The organism is Tsukamurella sp. 1534 (genome assembly GCF_000312385.1).
GTDB lineage: Bacteria > Actinomycetota > Actinomycetes > Mycobacteriales > Mycobacteriaceae > Tsukamurella.
Map to the genome: position 1 here is coordinate 1,132,242 of NZ_HE997627.1, position 16,653 is coordinate 1,148,894.

A 16,653-nucleotide genomic window follows, 5' to 3' on the forward strand; every position below is an offset into this window, starting at 1 on the left:
CGTCTCGGGCGGTCACCGCGTGCGGACCGGGGCCGCGACAGATCAGTCCACGCAGGGGATCTCGCCGCCGCGGAGGGTGGTGCCCGCGTCGGGTGTGGGCCCCGGTGCAACGGTGGGGCCGACCGGCGTGGTCGCGGGTGCCGACGTGGTCGCCGGGGCCGCTGCCTCGGTGTAGCCCACCTGCTTCGGCGCGTCCGCGGCGGGCGAGGTGGATGTGGACTCCTCCTCGTCCGCGGGGTCCGGAATCGACTGGCCGAACGCCTTCTGCACCTGGGCTCGTATCGCCTTGGCGTCCACGAGATTCACCGCCTGATCCCCGACGTTCGCGTACCCGGTGACGGGCAGCGTCGTGAACGTGAGGTCGGTGCCGGCGATCTGACCCACCTGCCGCGCGAACTGCTCCAGGTCCCATCCGTCGGACACCACCACGTCCTGCTGGGCGACGGAGATGAGCGACTGCAGCTTCCGCACGTCCGAGAACACGCCCTGCTTCTGCAGCTGCACCATGACGCCCGCGATGAACGCCTGCTGCCGGTGCGTGCGGTCGAGGTCGCCGTCGGCGAGGCCGTGACGCTGGCGCACGAAGGCTAGCGACTGCGCGGCGTTGAGCTTCTGCCGTCCCGCGGGGAACGCGGCGCCCGAATAGCCGTCCCGCACCGGGTTGTTCAGACACACCTCGACGCCGCCCAGCGTCTTAGCGAGGTCGTAGAACCCCACGAGGCTGACCTCCGCGAAGTGGTCGATGGGCACGCCCACGAGCCGCTCGACGGTGGCGAGGGTGGCGGCGCGGGCGGATTCGCGGCTCTGCTCCTCGAGGTCGCGGCCGCTGACGCCCTGCGCGGCCAGCTGATCGGCGACCTCGGCCTTGCGCAGGCCGTAGGCCTCCTTGATCTTGCCCTTCTCCCGGGACTTCACGCCCACCAGGGAGACGTAGTCGTCACGCGGGATGGAGAAGGCGACCACTTTCTTCCCGTCAGCCGGGACGTGCAGCAGGATCAGCGTGTTCGTGTTGTACCCGCCGTTGCTGCCGTCGCCCGCGTGCAACTGCTGGAGCACGTCGGCGGGCAGATCGTCGCCGTTGCGGTCCTTGCGGCTGTCGAGCCCCATCACCAGGATGTTCGCCGCCCCGCCCGTGGATTTCGCCACCTTGGCCTCAGCCAGTGCGCGCGAGACGTCGAATCCGCCGATCACCAGATTGGTACTCCACCAGATGGTTCCGGTCACCGCGAGAACGAGGACGGACAGCAACGTGAGGGCCACCCGGCCACCACGGAACCCCGACGGTCTGCGCTTCACGCGTCGACGTTACCGCGCGCGCACCGCCTACTCGGGGACGCGCGCCGCGAGGGCGCGCAGCGGTTCGACCAGCTGCGCGAGCGCCCGGGCGCGGTGACTGACGGCGTTCTTCTCGCCGGGTTCCATCTCGGCCGCCGTGCGGTCCGATCCATCGGGCAGGAACACGGGGTCGTAGCCGAAGCCGCCCGCACCGCGCTCGGCGCGCAGGATCACGCCGCGCCAGGTGCCCCGCACGGTGACCTCGCCGGCATCTCCCTCGCCGCCGACGAGGGCGCACGCGGAGACGAATTCGGCGCCGCGGCGCTCGTCCGGGACGTCGCCGAGCTGCGCGAGGAGCAGCGCCGTGTTGGCCGGGTCGTCGCCGTGCCGGCCGGACCAGCGCGCGGAGAGGACGCCCGGCATCCCGTTCAGCGCGTCGACGCAGATCCCGGAGTCGTCCGCGAGGCAGGGGATCCCCGCCTCGCGAAAGCCTTGCCGCGCCTTGATGAGCGCGTTGCCCTCGAAGGACGGCGCGTCCTCGGGGAGCTCCTCGAACGGCGCCACCTCGTCGAGCCCGACGATCTCGATCCCGTCGATGCCGGCGTCGGCCACCACCTGCCGGAGCTCGTTGAGCTTCTTCGCGTTCCGCGAGGCGAGCAGAACCCGGGAGGCGGGGCTCACTGCCCGAACTTCTTCTTCGGTTCGCCGTCGGCCTCGGGCAGCTCGCCGGGGTACGGCGCGGCGAGCGCCTCCTTCTGCACCGCGAACAGCTTCTCGGTGCCCGCGACCGCGGAGTCCAGCATCCAGTCGAGCGTGGTGCGCGCGAAGGTGGCGCCCTCGCCCGTTCCCTGCACCTCGACGAGGGTGCCGGTGTCCGTGGCGACCACGTTCATGTCGACCTCGGCGCGCGAATCCTCCTCGTACGGCAGGTCCAGCCGCACGCGGCCGTCGACCACGCCCACGGAGACCGCGGCGATGGCGCACGAGATGGGCTGCGGGTCACTGAGCTTGCCCGCGGCACCGAGGTAGGTGACCGCATCGCACAGCGCGACGTACGCACCGGTGATGGAGGCGGTGCGGGTGCCGCCGTCGGCCTGGAGCACGTCGCAGTCGATGGCGATCGTGTTCTCCCCCAGCGCGGCCAGGTCGATGCAGGCGCGCAGGGACCGCCCGATCAGGCGGGAGATCTCGTGGGTGCGGCCGCCGACCTTGCCCTTGGTGGACTCGCGGCGGCTGCGCTCGTGCGTGGCGCCGGGCAGCATCGCGTACTCGGCGGTCAGCCAGCCCTGACCGGAGCCGCGGCGCCACCCCGGGACACCCAGCTCGACGCTGGCGGTGCACAGCACCTTCGTGTTTCCGAACTCCACCAGCACCGAGCCCGCGGGGTTCTGCGTGAAGCCCCGGGTGATGGTGACCGGGCGGAGTTCGTCGTCGGCCCTACCGTCTGCGCGTCTGCTCACGGCCCCAGCCTATCCCTGCGACCGGAGCGCAGCGAGCGGGCCCGATCGTCGGCACGCCGACGGAGCACCGTCGGCGCGGCGCGGAACAGGCGGGGCCTCCGTCAGATCTCGAAGACGTCGCCACTGGTGACCGCGGCGACGGGACCGTCGTACACGGACCGCGCCTCGGCGAGCACCTCTTCCCGGGACGTCCACGGCGGGATGTGGGTCAGCAGCAAACGCCCGACTCCGGCGTCCGCCGCGGCCTGCCCCGCCTCGTATCCGGAGAGGTGCACGCCCAGCGGGCGATTCTCGGGGTCGTGGGTCCAGCTGGCCTCGGCGAGCAGCACATCCGCGCCGCGGGCCAGCTCGACGAGGTTGTCACACACCCCGGTGTCGCCCGTGTAGGCCAGCACGCGCCCGCTGGGCGCGGTGATCCGGAGTCCGTGCGATTCGGGCGGATGGAACATGCGGAAGGGGCGCACCGTGAACCCACCGATCGCGTGGTCCTCCCCCTCCGTCCACGGAGTGAAGTCGAAGGTGTCGGAGACGTCGTCGAGCATCGTCGCGGTCTCGGCGGACGCGCGGCCGATCCGCTCGGGCGTGTCCGCCGGACCGATCAGCCGGGCGCGGCCCGTGGCGGGCGTCGGGTGATACCGGCGCCACACCAGCAGGGACGGGACGTCGAGGCAGTGGTCCGCGTGCAGGTGCGACAGCATGATCGTCGCCTCGTTCGGATCCACGCGTTGCTGCAGCTCACCCAGCACCCCGGGCCCGAAATCCATGACCACGGGTTCGTGCCCGTCCACCTGCAGGAGATATCCGGAACAGGCCGCCTGCGGACCGCCGACGCTGCCGGAACACCCGAGGATGGTGAGTCGCATGCCGCTCATGCTGCCAGATCCGCGATCGTCATGAGGCGATCGCGCCGACCTGACGGGAATCGACCGATCTCGATCTCCCGCCACGACGGCGTCCCAGCAGGATCGCGGCGAGGACGCCGCCCACCGCACCCCAGAGGTGCGCCTGCCAGGAGACCCCGGCCTGCCCCGGGAGGACGCCCCACAGCATGCCGCCGTAGATCACCGCCAGCACCAGCCCCACGATCAGGTCTAGCGGGCGCCGCGTGAACAGGCCGCGCAGCACGAGGTAGGTGGTCCAGCCGAACAGCACGCCGGACAGACCGACGACGACGGTGTTGTCGGCGCCGGTGAGCCACACGCCCACACCCGAGAAGACCCAGATGACGGCGGTGGCCAGGATGAACCGGCCGGCGCCGGCCGCCAGGCCGACGAAGCCGAGGACGAGCGCGGGCACGGTGTTCGCGGCCAGGTGCGACCAGCCGCCGTGCAGCAGAGGCGCCATCGCGATCCCCCGCAGTCCCCCGCCCTCCCGGGGCTCGATGCCCCAGTGGTCGAGCGAGTTGCCGAGCACGGTGTCGACCCCCTCGATCGCCCACAGCGCGGCGACGAACACGGCGACGGTGATCGCGGCCCGCCCGAGGTTGTTCCCGACGATCCGGGCCCCCACCGATTTCGACGGCGCCCCGTCGGGCTTCGACATCGTCATGGCGGCCTCCTCGCCTACGCCCAGAGCTGGCCCTCCAGGGCTTCTTCCGCGTCTTCCACGCTACCGTCGTACGCGCCGGTCGACAGATACTTCCACCCGCCGTCGGCCACCACGAACGCCACATCAGCGCGATCACCCGAGGTCAGGGCCTTGTTCGCCACACCGAGGGCCGCGTGCAGCACTCCGCCGGTGGAGACGCCGGCGAAGATCCCCTCGTCGTCGATGAGCTGCCGCATGCGCCGCACGGCGTCGTACGCGCCCACCGAGAACCGTCGGTCGAGGACGGACTCGTCGTACAGCTCGGGGACGAAGCCCTCGTCGAGGTTCCGGAGCCCGTACACGAGTTCGCCGTACCGCGGCTCCGCGGCGACGATCTGCACTCCCGGGACGCGCTCGCGCAGATACCGGCCGGTGCCCATGAGCGTGCCCGTGGTGCCGAGGCCCGCGACGAAATGGGTGACCTCCGGGAGGTCGGCCAGCAGCTCGGGCCCGGTGCCGGCGTAGTGCGCCGCGGCGTTGGCGGGGTTGCCGTACTGATAGAGCATCACCCAGTCCGGGTGCTCGGCGGCGAGCGTCTTCGCCTCGGCGACGGCGCGGTTGGAGCCGCCCGCGGCGGGCGACGGGATGATCTCCGCGCCGTACATGGTGAGCAGCTGACGGCGCTCGGCCGACGTGTTCTCGGGCATCACGCAGACGAGGCGGTAGCCCTTGAGCTTCGCGGCCATCGCCAGGCTGATCCCGGTGTTGCCCGACGTGGGTTCGAGGATGGTGTCCCCGGGCCGCAGCCGGCCGTCGCGCTCGGCCTCCTCGATCATCCGCAGCGCCGGGCGGTCCTTGACGGATCCCGTCGGGTTGCGGTCCTCGAGCTTGGCCCACAGCCGGACGTGCGGCGCACCGTCGTCGCCCTCGTCCCAGCGGGGCGACAGGCGCGGGAGCCCGACCAGCGGCGTCCCGCCGAGGGAGTCGAGCAGCGAGTCGAACCTGGCCACCGGGGCCCTATCCGCCGGCGACGGCCGGAAGCACCGTGACGGTGCCGCCGTCGGCGACGGGGGTGTCCAGGCCGCCGGTGAACCGCACGTCCTCGTCGTCGACGTAGACGTTGACGAACCGGTGCAGCCGGCCGTCGGCGATCAGGCGGTCCTTGAGCCCGGCGTGCCGGGTCTCCAGGTCCTCGATGACGGCGCCGAGCGTGGCGCCGTCGGCGGGCACCCGCTTCCGGTCGCCCGTGAGCGGGCGCAGGATCGTCGGGATGGACACGGTGACGGACATCAGACCTCCAGGATGTGGACGGGCTCTTCGGTGATCACGGAATCGACGATGCGGTAGCTGCGCACCTCGGCGTCGGGGCCGAGCTCGTCGCGGGTGGAGACGAGCACGTAGTGCGCGTTGGGCTCGGACGCGAACTTCGCGTCGGTGCGCGAGGGGTACGCCTCGGTGGCGGTGTGCGAGTGGTAGATGACGACGGGCTCCTCGTCGGCGTCGTCCATGCCGCGCCACACGCGCAGCTGCTCGCCGGAGTCGAAGCGGTAGAACGTGGGCGAGCGCTCGGCGTTGATCATCTCGATCAGGCGCTCGGGGCGGTCCGCCCCCTCGGGTCCGGCGATCACGCCGCACGCCTCGTCGGGGTGATCGCGACGCGCGTGGGCGATCATCGCGTCCACCAGGTCGCGGCGGATGTGCAGGCCGGTCTCGGTCACGTCCGGAACAACCGCGCCGGGCCGGGCCCTATTCCGGTTCGCGGTCCAGCATCACCGAGACCAGCACGTCGAGCATGGCGGAGAGCCAGTGGTAGACGTCGACGTGGCCGGCGCGGGCGGGGTCCTCGGAGGCCGGCCCGTCAGGCTGGTCCGCGGTGATCCCGAGCAGGGTCCCGAGCGCGAGGCGCAGGTCGTTGATGCAGGTCAACCAGTCCCGCGCCTCCTCCTCGGTGAGCGAGACGGTGCCCGACCCGTCCGGGAGCGTCGCGAGCACCGTCTGCGCGGCGTCGCGCTTGGCGTCGATCACCTCGGGCTCGTTGAGCGAGCGGAGCGCGCCGTTGAGATCTCGGGCGAACTCACCCGACGGGGCGTCCTTCGCCCCCGGGGCGTCGGCACCCGGTTTGTAGAAGTCCGGGAGGAGGCGCCGCAGCACGCTCTCCGCGGGCGGCTCGGAGTGCCCGGTGCGCAGCCCCGTCAGCTCCGCCAGGTCGTCGTGCGGGGCGCTGTCCTCCCGCTCGTCGAGGAGCTCGAGCAGCGACCCCACGAGCGAGTGCACCAGCCCGACCTCTTCGGCATCCATCTTCGAGACGAAGCGGACATCGCCGCGTACGCCTCGCTTCGCCTGCCAGTTACGCACTCAGCTGTCGCGCTGCATCGTCGCCCACAGCCCGGCCGCGTGCAGCTTGCGGACGTCGCCCTCGACCTTGTCCCGGTCGCCCGAGGAGACCACGGCCTTGCCCTCCGTGTGGACCTGCATCATCAGCTCCTTGGCCTTGGCGGTGCTGTAGCCGAACAGCTTCCGGAACACGAACGTGACGTACGACATCAGGTTCACCGGATCGTCCCAGACCACGGTGACCCAGGGCTTGTCGACCGCCTCCTGGGTCTTGCGCTCGAGGACCGCCGCCGAGCCCGGCTGCCCGCTCACGCCCGGGGTACCCGGGGCGGCTGCGCTGCTGTCACTCATGGTTCTAGGGTACCCAGTGTGACCGTGGATGTAAGAGGGAGTTCCGCGCTTCTGACGGACCAGTACGAGCTCACCATGCTGGCCGCCGCCCTGCGCGACGGAACCGCGCACAAACCATGCGTGTTCGAGGTGTTCGCGCGGCGCCTGCCCGCGGGCCGGCGGTACGGCGTGGTGGCCGGCACGGCCCGCGTGCTCGACGAGCTGTCCCGGTTCCGGTTCGGTCCCGACGAGCTGGCGATCGCCGAGCGTTTCCTGGACCCGGACACCCTGGCCTGGCTGGCCGACTACCGGTTCACCGGGGAGATCGACGGCTACCGCGAGGGCGAGCTGTACTTCCCCGGATCGCCGATCCTCACGGTTCGCGCCAGCTTCGCCGAGGGCGTGCTGCTGGAGACCCTGTTCCTCTCGATCCTCAACCACGACAGCGCGATCGCCTCCGCCGCCGCGCGCATGGTGTCGGCGGCGGCGGGGCGTCCGCTGATCGAGATGGGCACGCGCCGCACGCACGAGCAGGCGGCCGTCGCCTCGGCGCGAGCCGCGTACATCGCCGGGTTCGCGACGACCTCGAACATGGAGGCGGCCCGCACGTACGGCGTCCCGTCGGGCGGTACGGCGGCGCACGCGTTCACCCTGCTGCACACGGGCGCCGACGGGCCGGACGAGGAGGGGGCGTTCGCCGCCCAGGTCGCCGCGCAGGGGCCGGGGACCACGCTGCTGGTGGACACCTACGACATCACGGAGGGCGTGAACCGGGCCGTGCGGGCGGCCGGCCCCGGATTGGGCGGCGTGCGGATCGACTCGGGCGACCTCGGCATCATCACCCGGCAGGTGCGCACCCAGCTGGACGAGCTGGGCGCCACCGGGACGAAGATCGTGGTCTCGGGCGACCTCGACGAGTACGCGATCGGCGCCCTGCGGGCCGAACCGATCGACGTGTACGGCGTGGGCACCTCGCTGGTCACGGGTTCGGGAGCGCCCACGGCCGGGATGGTCTACAAGCTGGTCGAGGTGGACGGGCTGCCGGTCGCGAAACGCAGCTCGCACAAGGAGACCCTGGGCGGCGAGAAGCGCGCCGTGCGCCTGGCGAAGAGCACCGGCACCATCGTCGAGGAGGTGCTCTACCCGCGTGGCGGTACGCCGGCGGTGCCGGCCCGGCTCACGCCGACGGAGCTGCAGATCCCGATGGTGCGGGGCGGCACCGAGGTGGACGGCCTGCCCGGCCTCGAGGACGCTCGCGCGCACCTGCGCACGGCGCTGGTCTCACTCCCGTGGGAGGGCCTCGGCCTCTCGCACGGCGAGCCCGCGGTTCCCACGCGCTACGAGGCGAACTCGTGACGGCCGGCGGCGGCCGGGGCGCCGCGCTCGTCGTGGTGGACGTGCAGAACGACTTCTGCGAGGGCGGATCCCTCGCCGTGGACGGCGGCGCGCGGCTGGCGCGGCGCATCCACGACGACCTCCTGGAGGCCTACCCCACCGTGGTCGCCACCCGGGACTGGCACATCGATCCGGGCGCGCACTTCTCCGCCGCACCGGATTTCGTGGACTCCTGGCCGGTGCACTGCCGGGCGCGCACCGCGGGCGCCGAGTTCCACCCGAACCTGCGGCTGCCGCTGCGGGTCCCGGTGTTCAGCAAGGGCGCCTATTCGGCGGCGTACTCGGGTTTCGAGGGCCACGACGCCGACGGGGCCGCACTCGCGGAATGGCTTGCCGGGCATTCGATCACATCTGTCGACGTGGTGGGGATCGCGACCGATCACTGCGTGCGTGCCACGGCGCTCGACGCCGTCGCAACAGGCCTCACGGTGCGCGTGCTCGCGGATTACACCGCCGGTGTCGCACCGGATTCCACCCGCGCCGCCCTGGCGGAGTTCGTCGCCGCGGGGATCACCGTGGTCTGACTGCCGTCCGTGTGGGCCGTCGCCACCTCGGCGCGGCGGAATCCGCCCCGGGGAGCGGCCGGGCCACGGCCTCGGCGCCGGGCCGGGGTTACGCTGCCCGTATGCGCTTGACCGCCGAATTCACCTCGGAGCCCTTCCACGGCGAGGGCGAGGTGCCCACGCACGCCGTCCACGCCGTCGAAGCGGTTCGTGCCGCCGGAGTGGCGCACGACTTCGGGCCGCTGGGTACGTCCGTCGACGGCGACGCCGCAGCGGTGCTGGACGCGCTCCGCGAGGCATTGGCGGCGGCGTTCGAGAACGGCGCGACCCGGATCACGATCCAGATCGACCGGTCCGATGACTGAGCGTGCGCATCCGCTGGTCGAGGCGGTACGCGAACTCGTCGACCGGATGGAGGGACGGATCGTCGCCCCCGAGGAGATGCGCGGCGGCGACGTGCCCCTGGTGTGGGAGGGCAGCACCGTCGGCGGGGTCCGCCTGCCGTCCGCAACGGCGTCGGCGGGCGATCTGGAATCGCTGCTGACCGGCGTTGCGGACGAGCTGGGCGGCCCCCTCAAGGGGCTCGACCGGCAGGAGAAGCAGCGCGCGGTGCGCCTTCTGGAGGAGCGCGGGGCGTTCGCCTACCGGAAATCGGCGGAGACGGTCGCCGAGGCCCTGGGCGTGACCCGGTTCACCGTCTACAACTACCTCAACCGGATCCGCGCCTGACCGCTCGCCGCGCGCCGTCGCGGCCGGTCCGCTAACGTCGCCCGCACCCGTGGCAGACCCGGCCGCGAGACGTCGGCAGCCGCCGATTTTCAACAAAGTGTTGACGTGACCGGGGTCACATGTCATCCTTCGACTAGTGGAAGTTTTGTTCCGCAGACCGAAAGAAGGCAGGTCAAATGGACCTCGATGAGTTCAATTCCGCGGTCGCGGCCGAACTCCGGCCGACCCTCCTCGCATGCTGCGACGTGCCGGCGTGGGCGGACACCGTGCTCGCGGCACGCCCGTATCCGAGTATCGACGCCGCCCTCCGTACGGCCGGGACCGCCGCGAACGGCTTCGCCGCTGACGACGTGACGCGAGCGCTCGCCGCCCACCCGCGGATCGGCGAGCGAGCGGGAGGCCGTTCGACGGAGGCCGCCTGGTCCCGCAGGGAGCAGTCGAGCGTCGCCACCGACGACGCGACCCAGGAGGCTCTGCTGCAGGGCAACCGCGCGTACGAGGAGCGGTTCGACCGCGTCTTCCTGATCAACGCGGCCGGACTCGACGCGGCCACCGTCCTCGCATCGCTGCACCGGCGCCTCGAGAACGACCCGGAGTCCGAGGCGCGCGAGGTGGCGGGCGAGCTGCGCGGCATCGCGCTGCGCCGGCTGGCGCGGGTACTCGAGGCCGAGGACGCACTCCCACAGGCAGAACCGCTCAACGGAAGGCAGTCATGAGCACCGTCACCACCCACGTCCTGGACACCGCGCTCGGCCGGCCCGCCGCGCGGGTCCCCGTGCGGTTCGAACGGCTCTCCCCGGGCCCGCCGACGGTGCTGGCCGAGGCCGTCACCGACGACGACGGCCGGGTCCGCGATCTGGGCCCGGACGACCTCTGCGCCGGCACCTACCGGCTCACGTTCGACACCGCCGCGTACGCCGCGGCCACCGGCCAGGCGAACTTCTTCCCCGAGGTGGCCATCACGTTCCTCCTCGTCCAGCACGACGGTGCGATCCCGCATCACCACGTCCCCCTCCTCCTCAGCCCGTTCTCCTACTCCTCCTACAAAGGAAGCTGACCATCATGGCGATCCACTTGGGCCCCAACCAGTACGGCAAGGCCGAGAACCGCGTCGTGCGGATCCACCGCGACACCGCGCGGCACAGCATCCGCGACCTCAACGTCTCCTCCGCCCTCCGCGGCGACTTCACCGACGCGCACATCAGCGGCGACCAGGCCGCGGTGCTGCCGACCGACACCCAGAAGAACACGGCCTTCTGCTTCGCCAAGGAGAAGGGCGTCGGCGCGATCGAGGACTACGCCCTCACGCTCGGCGGCCACTTCATCGACTCCACCCCGAACGCCGACGGCGCGCGCATCGAGGTGCACGAGTACCCGTGGGACCGCATCCAGGTCGACGGTGCGGGCCACGACCACGCCTTCGTCCGCTCGGGCGGCGGCGTGCGCTCGACCGTCGTGAACGTGGACGGGCGCGGCAGCGACCGGCGCGCGCACGTGGTCTCGGGCATCCACGACCTCACGCTGCTCAAGTCGACCGGGTCGGAGTTCCACGGCTTCCTCAAGGACAAGTACACGACGCTGCAGGAGACCGACGACCGGATCCTCGCCACGTCGCTGGTCGCCAAATGGCGCTACGACCACACCGAGGTGGACTGGGACAAGTCGTTCGACTCGATCCGCGCGATCATGCTCCAGCGCTTCGCCGAGATCCACAGCAAGGCACTCCAGCAGACGCTCTACGGCATGGGCGAGGCCGTGCTCGAACAGCATCCCGAAGTCGCGGAGATCAAGTTCTCCGCACCCAACAAGCACCACTTCCTGGTGGATCTCTCGCCCTTCGACGTGGAGAACCCCGGCGAGGTCTTCATCGCGGCGGATCGCCCGTACGGCCTGATCGAGGCGAGCGTCGTCCGCGACGACGCCTCCGACGCGGGCTCGGCGTGGCACGGCGTCCCCGGATTCTGCTGAGGAGGGAGCGGAGATGACGACGCACCCTCCCGACTCGGCGGCGCCCGCGCGCCCCGAGGACGAGAAGCTCCCGTTCGGCCGCCTCCTGGTCTACGGCCTCCAGCACATCCTCACGATGTACGGCGGCGTCATCGCCCCGCCGCTGGTGGTGGGCACGGCGGCCGGCCTGTCCGCGACCGACGTCGGACTGCTCGTGACCGCGGGCCTGTTCGTCAGCGGCTTCGCCACCATCCTGCAGACCATCGGGATCGGTCCGTTCGGCGCGAAACTACCCATCGTCCAGGGCCTCTCGTTCGCGAGCGTGTCCACCATGGTGGCGATCGGCAACCAGGGCGGGGTGCGCCCCATCTTCGGCGCGATCATCGTGGCCGGCCTCATCGGCCTGGCCATAGCGCCGGTCTTCGCCCGGCTCGTGCGCTACTTCCCGCCCGTCGTGACGGGCACGATCATCACCGTGGTCGGGCTCTCGCTGCTGCCGGTCACCTTCACCTGGGCCCAGGGCGGTCAGGGAGCCAAGGACTTCGGTTCCATGGCGAACATCGGCCTGGCCGGACTCACGGTGCTCATCATCCTGGTGATCAGCCGCGTCTTCCAGGGCGCGATCTCCCGGCTGTCGATCCTCATCGGCATCGTGCTCGGCACCGCCGTGGCCGCGGTGCTCGGCCGGGTCGACTTCTCCAAGGTGGGCGACGGGCCGTTCTTCGCGGTGCCGCCGATCCTGCACTGGGGCACACCCACGTTCCAGATCGGCGCCATCGTCTCGATGACGATCGTGATCCTGGTGATCATGACCGAGACCACCGCGGACATCCTCGCCATCGGCGAGATCGTGGGCACGCCGGTGGACCGGAGGCGGGTGGCCGACGGCCTGCGCGCCGACATGGCGTCCACCGCCGTCGCGCCGCTGTTCGGCGCCTTCCCCTGCAGCGCCTTCGCGCAGAACGTGGGCCTGGTGGCCCTCACGGGGATCAAGAGCCGCTACGTGGTGGCCATGGGCGGTGTCATCCTGGGCCTCCTCGGCCTGCTGCCCGTCGTGGGCCGCGTCGTCGCGGCGATCCCCTACCCCGTCCTCGGCGGCGCCGGCCTGGTTCTGTTCGGCTCCGTCGCCGCGAGCGGCATCCGCACGCTGTCCCGGGTGAACTACGACGGAAACCTCAACATGGTGATCGTCGCGACGGCGATCGGCATGGGGCTCGTGCCCGTCGCCGCACCGAAGTTCTGGGACGAGTTCCCCACCACGGTCGGCACCATCATGCACTCGGGCATCTGCGCCGCCGCCGTCGTCGCGGTCGTGCTCAACGTCCTGTTCAACGAGGTCAAGGCGGGCAACCGGGCGGACGTCTCGGTGTTCGCCGCCGCGCCCGACGAGCGCGGCAACTCCCCGGCCGGCGCGGACGAGAAGTAGGTCGGTCCGACCCCTTGACGTGACCGCCGTCACTTGCAATAATTCCATTGTGCGGAATAGAACTTTCCAATCTGCGGAAGTTTTCGCGGTGCACGCCACCGCCCGCCCATCGTTCCCCTCGCCAGACCTCCGCGACGCCCCTCCCCGTCGCCGAAGGAGCACTCCATGAAGTACACGGTCAACTGCTCGATCCTCCTCACCGACATACCCCTGCTGTCCCGGCCGCGGGCCGCGCGCGACGCCGGATTCGACGCCGTCGAATTCTGGTGGCCGTTCGATTCGGCCGTCCCGTCCGATCGGGACGTGGACGCCTTCGTCCGCGCCGTCGAGGACGCCGGGGTCCGGCTGAGCGGTCTCAACTTCGCCGCCGGCGACATGCCCGCCGGGGAGCGCGGGATCCTGTCGGATCCGCGCCGCGCCGCCGAGTTCCGGGACAACATCGACGTGACCGTCGGGATCGGTGAGCGCCTCGGCACGCCGGGTTTCAACGCCCTGTACGGCAACAGGATCGACGGCGTGGCCGTCGAGGAGCAGGACGAGCTCGCAGCCGCGAACCTCGCCGCCGCGGGCGCCGCCGCGGCGCGGATCGGCGCGGTGGTGCTGATCGAGCCCGTGAGCGGCGCGCCCCTGTACCCGCTGAAGACCGCCGCCGACGCCGCCGGCGTGATCGACCGGGTGCGCACCGACCACGGCACGGACTCCCTGCGGCTGCTCGCCGACCTCTACCACCTGCAGGTCAACGGGGACGACGTGGCCGCCGCCATCGACGCGCACGCGTCCTCGATCGGCCACGTACAGATCGCGGACGCCCCCGGCCGCGGCGAACCGGGCACCGGCGACCTCGATCTCGACGCACACCTGCGGCACCTCGCCGACGTCGGTTACACCGGCTACGTCGGCCTCGAATACAAGCAGTCCCAGCCGGATCCGTTCGCCTGGCTGCCGGCGTCCCAGCGCAGCGGCGCCGCCTTCTCGACCTCCGGAAAGGATCAGTAGATGAGCTCCATCGCCTTCATCGGTCTCGGAATCATGGGCAGCCCCATGGCCGTGCACCTGGCCGAGGCCGGCCACACCGTGACCGGGTTCAACCGCAGCCCCGAGCGCGTGAAACCGCTCGTCGACGCGGGCGGACGCGCCGCCGATTCGATCGCCGAGGCCGTCTCCGATGCGGAGATCGTCGCCGTGATGGTGCCGGACTCGCCCGATGTGCAGCAGGTGCTCGCGGGCGAGGGCGGCGTCTTCGACAACGCCCCCGCGGGCGCCCTGATCATCGACTTCTCCAGCATCCGTCCCGATGTCACCGCCGATCTCGCGGAGCAGGCGAAGGCCAAGGGCCTCAGGCTGATCGACGCGCCGGTGTCCGGCGGCGAGGCCGGCGCCGTGAACGCCGCCCTCTCCATCATGGTCGGCGGTTCCCCCGAGGACTTCGCAGCGGCGCGGCCCGTGCTCGACGTGGTCGGCAAGACCATCGTGCACGTGGGGCCGAACGGCTCCGGCCAGACGGTCAAGGCGGCAAACCAGCTGATCGTGGCCGGGAACATCCAGCTGCTCGCCGAAGCCGTTGTGTTCCTGGAGGCCTACGGCGTGGACACCGACGCCGCGGTCCGCGTGCTCGGCGGTGGTCTCGCCGGCTCGGCGGTCCTGGACCAGAAGGCGCAGAAGATGCTGGACCGGGAGTTCGAGCCCGGCTTCCGGATCGACCTGCACCACAAGGATCTCGGCATCGTCACCTCGGCCGCCCGCGAGGCCGGCGTGGTCGCGCCGCTCGGCGCGGTCGTCGCACAGCTGATGGCCTCCGCCCGCGCCAACGGCGACGGCGGCCTCGACCATTCCGCCCTGCTGCAGGGCGTCGAGCGCCTGTCCGGGCGCACCCGCTAGACCCTCACCCCCTGGAGTACAGACATGGCTCGTATGCGTGCCGCCGAAGCCGCGGCGAAGATCCTCGAACTGGAGGGCGCCACACAGGCGTTCGGCGTTCCCGGAGCAGCGATCAACCCCTTCTACGCCGCCCTGCGGGCGCACGGCGGCATCGGCCACGTGCTCGCCCGGCACGTCGAGGGCGCCTCGCACATGGCCGAGGGCTACACCCGAGCGAAGGCCGGCAACATCGGCGTGTGCATCGGCACCTCGGGCCCCGCGGGCACGGACATGGTGACCGGGTTGTACTCGGCGATGGCCGATTCCATCCCGATCCTCGCGATCACCGGCCAGGCCCCCGTCGCCCGGCTGCACAAGGAGGACTTCCAGGCCGTCGACATCGCGTCGATCGCGAAGCCCGTCACCAAGATGGCCGTGACCGTGCTGGAGCCCGCCCAGGTCCCGGGCGTGTTCGCCCAGGCCTTCCACCTCATGCGTTCGGGTCGGCCCGGTCCCGTCCTCATCGATCTGCCCATCGACGTGCAGCTCGCCGAGATCGAGTTCGACCCGGACACCTACACACCGCTCCCCGTGCACCGTCCCGCCGCGTCGCGCGCGCAGGCCGAGAAGGCGCTGGACATGCTGGCGGCCGCGGAGCGGCCGCTCATCGTGGCGGGCGGCGGCATCATCAACGCCGACGCCTCGGACCGGCTCGTGGAACTCGCGGAGTTGCTGGACGTCCCGGTGATCCCCACCCTCATGGGCTGGGGCACGATTCCCGACGATCACCGCCTCGCCGCGGGCATGGTGGGACTGCAGACCGCGCACCGCTACGGCAACGCGACCATGCTGGCCTCGGACTTCGTCCTGGGCATCGGGAACCGTTGGGCCAACCGGCACACCGGCGGTCTCGACACCTACCGCGAGGGCCGGACGTTCGTGCACGTCGACATCGACCCCACGCAGATCGGCCGCGTCTTCCCGCCGGACTACAGCATCGTCTCCGACGCGGGCGCCGCGCTCGACCAACTGATCGCCGTGGCCCGGGATCGCCGCGCCGCGGGCACCCTGGCGGACCGCTCCGCCTGGGTCGCGGACTGCGCCGAGCGCAAGCGGACCATGCAGCGGCGCACCCATTTCGACGACGTTCCGGTGAAGCCGCAGCGGGTGTACGAGGAGATGAACCGCGTGTTCGGGCGGGACACCCGCTACGTCAGCACCATCGGCCTCTCGCAGATCGCGGGCGGGCAGTTCCTGCACGTGTTCAAGCCGCGGCACTGGATCAACTGCGGGCAGGCGGGCCCGCTGGGCTGGACCATCCCGGCCGCGCTCGGCGTGGTCAAGGCCGATCCGCAGGCCGACGTGGTGGCGCTCTCGGGCGATTACGACTTCCAGTTCATGATCGAGGAGCTGGCGGTGGCGGCGCAGTTCAACCTGCCCTACGTTCACGTGGTGGTGAACAACTCGTACCTCGGCCTGATCCGCCAGGCGCAGCGGGCCTTCGACATGGACTTCTGCGTGCAGTTGGGCTTCGACAACATCAACGCCGATGCCGACGACGCCCACAGCACCACCGGATCGGACCCGATGCCGCTGGCGCCCAAGGGGTACGGCGTCGATCACGTGAAGGTCGCCGAGGGCCTGGGGTGCAAGGCGCTGCGCGTGACCGACCCGGCCGATATCGCCGACACCCTCACGCGCGCCCGGTCCATGGCTCGTGAGCACAAGGTCCCGGTGGTCGTGGAGATCTTCCTGGAGCGGGTCACCAACATCGCGATGGGCACGGAACTCGACAACGTGGCCGAGTTCGAGGATCTCGCGACGGTCGGCACGGACGCCCCCACGGCCCTGCTCCTGCTCGACTAGGGGC

The 16,653-nt window shown here is 71.2% G+C and carries 20 protein-coding genes and 1 pseudogene; 11 read left to right on the forward strand and 10 right to left on the reverse strand.

What is annotated here, in order from left to right:
* Nucleotides 1-42 precede the first annotated feature (42 nt).
* From BN39_RS17740 to clpS, 10 genes and pseudogenes are all read right to left on the reverse strand, one after another.
* Nucleotides 43-1,296 (reverse strand): LCP family protein, encoded by a 1,254-nt coding sequence (locus tag BN39_RS17740; protein ID WP_051159040.1) that lies wholly within the window; start codon nt 1,294-1,296, stop codon nt 43-45.
* 27 nt (nt 1,297-1,323) lie between these two features.
* Complete coding sequence (locus BN39_RS17745; RefSeq protein ID WP_019203789.1) at nt 1,324-1,956, reverse strand: non-canonical purine NTP pyrophosphatase; 633 nt, start codon at nt 1,954-1,956, stop codon at nt 1,324-1,326.
* Complete coding sequence (rph, locus tag BN39_RS17750) at nt 1,953-2,735, reverse strand: ribonuclease PH (protein WP_019203790.1); 783 nt, start codon at nt 2,733-2,735, stop codon at nt 1,953-1,955. Before rph ends, BN39_RS17745 begins: the two co-directional genes overlap by 4 nt.
* A 101-nt stretch (nt 2,736-2,836) precedes the next feature.
* Nucleotides 2,837-3,598 (reverse strand): cyclic nucleotide-degrading phosphodiesterase, encoded by a 762-nt coding sequence (locus BN39_RS17755; protein ID WP_040768631.1) that lies wholly within the window; start codon nt 3,596-3,598, stop codon nt 2,837-2,839.
* 28 nt (nt 3,599-3,626) lie between these two features.
* Nucleotides 3,627-4,248: pseudogene (locus tag BN39_RS17760) on the reverse strand (rhomboid family intramembrane serine protease).
* Between the two features lie 49 nt (nt 4,249-4,297).
* Nucleotides 4,298-5,272, reverse strand: coding sequence for a PLP-dependent cysteine synthase family protein (locus BN39_RS17765; protein ID WP_019203793.1), 975 nt, complete (start codon nt 5,270-5,272; stop codon nt 4,298-4,300).
* Between the two features lie 7 nt (nt 5,273-5,279).
* Nucleotides 5,280-5,552 carry a MoaD/ThiS family protein gene (locus BN39_RS17770; RefSeq protein ID WP_019203794.1) on the reverse strand — a complete coding sequence of 91 codons (273 nt, stop codon included), beginning with the start codon at nt 5,550-5,552 and terminating at the stop codon, nt 5,280-5,282.
* Nucleotides 5,552-5,980, reverse strand: coding sequence for a Mov34/MPN/PAD-1 family protein (locus BN39_RS17775; protein ID WP_019203795.1), 429 nt, complete (start codon nt 5,978-5,980; stop codon nt 5,552-5,554). The genes BN39_RS17770 and BN39_RS17775 overlap by 1 nt, the downstream gene beginning before the upstream one ends.
* 28 nt (nt 5,981-6,008) lie before the next feature.
* Nucleotides 6,009-6,617 carry a DUF2017 domain-containing protein gene (locus tag BN39_RS17780; RefSeq protein ID WP_019203796.1) on the reverse strand — a complete coding sequence of 203 codons (609 nt, stop codon included), beginning with the start codon at nt 6,615-6,617 and terminating at the stop codon, nt 6,009-6,011.
* Nucleotides 6,618-6,947 carry an ATP-dependent Clp protease adapter ClpS gene (gene clpS, locus BN39_RS17785; RefSeq protein WP_081586148.1) on the reverse strand — a complete coding sequence of 110 codons (330 nt, stop codon included), beginning with the start codon at nt 6,945-6,947 and terminating at the stop codon, nt 6,618-6,620.
* 18 nt (nt 6,948-6,965) lie between these two features.
* On the opposite strand from clpS, the gene BN39_RS17790 reads away from it, so the two are divergent.
* The 11 genes from BN39_RS17790 (at nt 6,966) to gcl (ending at nt 16,649) form a co-directional block, all read left to right on the forward strand.
* A complete protein-coding gene (locus BN39_RS17790; RefSeq protein WP_040768197.1) occupies nt 6,966-8,282 on the forward strand; it encodes a nicotinate phosphoribosyltransferase in 1,317 nt (438 codons plus the stop codon).
* Nucleotides 8,279-8,845 (forward strand): isochorismatase family protein, encoded by a 567-nt coding sequence (locus tag BN39_RS17795; protein ID WP_019203799.1) that lies wholly within the window; start codon nt 8,279-8,281, stop codon nt 8,843-8,845. Before BN39_RS17790 ends, BN39_RS17795 begins: the two co-directional genes overlap by 4 nt.
* A gap of 101 nt (nt 8,846-8,946) precedes the next feature.
* The gene (locus BN39_RS17800) at nt 8,947-9,189 is read left to right on the forward strand and encodes a thiamine-binding protein (RefSeq protein WP_019203800.1); all 243 of its coding nucleotides are present in this window, start codon (nt 8,947-8,949) and stop codon (nt 9,187-9,189) included.
* Nucleotides 9,182-9,553 carry a helix-turn-helix domain-containing protein gene (locus BN39_RS17805; protein ID WP_019203801.1) on the forward strand — a complete coding sequence of 124 codons (372 nt, stop codon included), beginning with the start codon at nt 9,182-9,184 and terminating at the stop codon, nt 9,551-9,553. Before BN39_RS17800 ends, BN39_RS17805 begins: the two co-directional genes overlap by 8 nt.
* A gap of 176 nt (nt 9,554-9,729) precedes the next feature.
* Nucleotides 9,730-10,269, forward strand: coding sequence for a 2-oxo-4-hydroxy-4-carboxy-5-ureidoimidazoline decarboxylase (uraD, locus tag BN39_RS17810; RefSeq protein WP_019203802.1), 540 nt, complete (start codon nt 9,730-9,732; stop codon nt 10,267-10,269).
* A complete protein-coding gene (gene uraH / locus BN39_RS17815) occupies nt 10,266-10,610 on the forward strand; it encodes a hydroxyisourate hydrolase (protein ID WP_019203803.1) in 345 nt (114 codons plus the stop codon). The genes uraD and uraH overlap by 4 nt, the downstream gene beginning before the upstream one ends.
* 5 nt (nt 10,611-10,615) lie before the next feature.
* Nucleotides 10,616-11,521, forward strand: a complete 906-nt coding sequence (pucL, locus tag BN39_RS17820; protein ID WP_019203804.1) for a factor-independent urate hydroxylase — start codon at nt 10,616-10,618, stop codon at nt 11,519-11,521.
* Between the two features lie 13 nt (nt 11,522-11,534).
* Nucleotides 11,535-12,926 (forward strand): nucleobase:cation symporter-2 family protein, encoded by a 1,392-nt coding sequence (locus tag BN39_RS17825; RefSeq protein WP_019203805.1) that lies wholly within the window; start codon nt 11,535-11,537, stop codon nt 12,924-12,926.
* A 165-nt stretch (nt 12,927-13,091) separates the two neighbouring features.
* Nucleotides 13,092-13,922 (forward strand): hydroxypyruvate isomerase family protein, encoded by an 831-nt coding sequence (locus BN39_RS17830; protein ID WP_019203806.1) that lies wholly within the window; start codon nt 13,092-13,094, stop codon nt 13,920-13,922.
* Nucleotides 13,923-14,804 (forward strand): 2-hydroxy-3-oxopropionate reductase, encoded by an 882-nt coding sequence (locus BN39_RS17835; protein ID WP_019203807.1) that lies wholly within the window; start codon nt 13,923-13,925, stop codon nt 14,802-14,804.
* Nucleotides 14,805-14,828: 24 nt separating this feature from the next.
* Nucleotides 14,829-16,649, forward strand: a complete 1,821-nt coding sequence (gene gcl, locus BN39_RS17840) for a glyoxylate carboligase (RefSeq protein ID WP_040768199.1) — start codon at nt 14,829-14,831, stop codon at nt 16,647-16,649.
* Nucleotides 16,650-16,653 lie beyond the last annotated feature (4 nt).

Coding starts and splice junctions, on each gene's coding strand:
- BN39_RS17830 (WP_019203806.1), top strand. CDS start 13,092: ATGAAGTACACGGTCAACTGCTCGATCCTCCTCACCGACATACCCCTG.
- BN39_RS17755 (WP_040768631.1), bottom strand. CDS start 3,598: ATGCGACTCACCATCCTCGGGTGTTCCGGCAGCGTCGGCGGTCCGCAG.
- BN39_RS17835 (WP_019203807.1), top strand. CDS start 13,923: ATGAGCTCCATCGCCTTCATCGGTCTCGGAATCATGGGCAGCCCCATG.
- BN39_RS17800 (WP_019203800.1), top strand. CDS start 8,947: ATGCGCTTGACCGCCGAATTCACCTCGGAGCCCTTCCACGGCGAGGGC.
- BN39_RS17825 (WP_019203805.1), top strand. CDS start 11,535: ATGACGACGCACCCTCCCGACTCGGCGGCGCCCGCGCGCCCCGAGGAC.
- gcl (WP_040768199.1), top strand. CDS start 14,829: ATGGCTCGTATGCGTGCCGCCGAAGCCGCGGCGAAGATCCTCGAACTG.
- clpS (WP_081586148.1), bottom strand. CDS start 6,947: ATGAGTGACAGCAGCGCAGCCGCCCCGGGTACCCCGGGCGTGAGCGGG.
- pucL (WP_019203804.1), top strand. CDS start 10,616: ATGGCGATCCACTTGGGCCCCAACCAGTACGGCAAGGCCGAGAACCGC.
- uraD (WP_019203802.1), top strand. CDS start 9,730: ATGGACCTCGATGAGTTCAATTCCGCGGTCGCGGCCGAACTCCGGCCG.
- BN39_RS17770 (WP_019203794.1), bottom strand. CDS start 5,552: ATGTCCGTCACCGTGTCCATCCCGACGATCCTGCGCCCGCTCACGGGC.
- BN39_RS17805 (WP_019203801.1), top strand. CDS start 9,182: ATGACTGAGCGTGCGCATCCGCTGGTCGAGGCGGTACGCGAACTCGTC.
- uraH (WP_019203803.1), top strand. CDS start 10,266: ATGAGCACCGTCACCACCCACGTCCTGGACACCGCGCTCGGCCGGCCC.